The sequence below is a fragment of the Prevotella sp. TF12-30 genome, assembly GCF_003436715.1.
Taxonomy (GTDB): Bacteria; Bacteroidota; Bacteroidia; order Bacteroidales; family Bacteroidaceae; genus Prevotella; species Prevotella copri_A.
Genome location: NZ_QSQJ01000099.1, coordinates 1 through 1,760, shown reverse-complemented (window position 1 = coordinate 1,760; position 1,760 = coordinate 1). Strand labels below are relative to the sequence as shown.

General features: G+C 54.2%; 2 protein-coding genes. Both read right to left on the bottom strand.

Annotation, left to right across the window (positions count from 1 at the left end):
- Window positions 1-648: DUF5119 domain-containing protein (locus DXD25_RS16190; protein ID WP_233522370.1), on the bottom strand; the 648-nt coding region annotated here is incomplete at its 3' end.
- A partial coding sequence (locus tag DXD25_RS16185) for a DUF3575 domain-containing protein (protein ID WP_147327955.1) occupies window positions 645-1,760 on the bottom strand: 1,116 nt, incomplete at its 5' end. The genes DXD25_RS16190 and DXD25_RS16185, both read right to left, overlap by 4 nt.

The window sequence follows — 1,760 nt, the reverse complement described above, 5'->3', positions numbered from 1 at the left end:
CATTCCCGATACGCTGGCACTCATCGCCTTCACTCCGTTGATGTTCTCCACATTCTTGATTTCCACCGTACACTGCTTGACTCTCGGCTCCGGCTTCATCGTGATGACGGTCTTCTCTCCGGCTGGCTTCACTACGATGCGGTCGGCATGACTGCTCCAGAGCATTTCAGGCTGCTGCATCATTCTTTCCTTCTCGGTGCCTCGTCCCATCGGTGCGGCTCCTGCCATGGTGGCGAGGAGTCCCTGAAGGATTCGGGTTTCGGCTGACGTTACCTGGAAGGTTTCAAAGCGCTCCTTGCCGAGGATGCGGTGGGTTTCCTTGTCGCTGTTTACGCAGATTGCCCTGTAGATGCCTGCTGCCACTGAGATGTTTCCGCCGTTCTTGTCGGTGAACTCGTATCTGATGGGGTCTCCTCCCTCCTCGGGATAGAGATAGAGGCTCATGGTGGCTGGATTGGCATCGGGATCGGCGCTCCAGTCGAACATCACTTCCACGTTCTGCCGGTGGGGATGGTCGTAGCAGAGGTCCTTGTGCTCGCAGGATGAGAGCAGTTCTGCCATCATCAGCAAGAAGGCTGCGCAGACGATTACGCGGAAGAATAGGATCATTGATTGTCTTAACTCTGTCATACCAGTTATTCTAGTCATTTCTTACCTCCTTTCTTGCTATTGGTGTTTCCGTTGCCGAGGAACCATACCAGTGATACTTCGCCACGGGTAGGTCCTATCCAGGTGCGGTTGCGGGTTGCCTCATATACGTAGCATCCGTCTTTCGGCTCATAGGTCTTGTAGTGGGACTTGATGTATCCCACGCCCAGTCCGAAGTCGAGGTTCAGGCGTCTTCCTATCGGCAGTGAGTATCCGTACTCCATTCCTGCTCCGTAGGTTTTCTTGCTCTGGTGACCGGTGCCGCCGTTTTCGATATCATAGGTGAGGAACTGTCCGTAGAGGGAGACGTGATGTCCCTGCATCGGCTTTTCCTTTGCCTTTCTGCCGAAATACTTTCTGATTTCCATTTCTCCGCCGTAGATTCTCCAGTATTTGTGGCTGGCATCCTTGCTCCACCAGGCAAACATACCGCTGGCTCCGAGGGTCCATCCCCTGCCGATGCTGGTCTCGATGCCGATGTTAGGCACCAGGAGGGCATCATAGAGCAGGTTGGTTTTCAGGGCGTAGTAGGAGTTTCTGCCGGATGCATGGGCTGCATTTTCGGCTTCGGCTACATTGCCGCCTGGATATACCTGTAGCTGGGAGGCTGTATCCCGGGCATCCTTCTGCGGGAGCGAATCCTGTTCGCTGCCCTGCTGATTCTGAATCAATGTGAGGGTATCTGTCGGACTGACAGATGGTACAATGTGTCGGATTTCGCAAACCACGAGTGCTCCGGAGCGGAGGCTGTCGAAGTGGTTGGCGAGCATGTATTTCCATGCCTTTCCGCCATCGAGGTTCTGGAGCTGTCGTTTTCTTCCATCTACGACCTTTCCGTTTCTTACGATCCATTCCGGGGTGTTCCGAATGATGTAGAGGGCTTTCCTGCTCCACGGCGCATTTTCTTTCTGTATCTTCAGGGCGAGTCCTTCCCAGTCTTCTCCTGCGGAGGAGACCGTGAAGACGCTGTCTGGCAGATTCAGCATTTCCTTGAGATAGTCGCGCAAGCGCTCTCCTCTCCTTTTCGCCAGTCGCTTGTTGAGCTTGGTATTACCTTCCGGCGAAGCTGCTGAAAGGATCTTGATATGCTGCAGCACCGTGTTGGGGTTGTC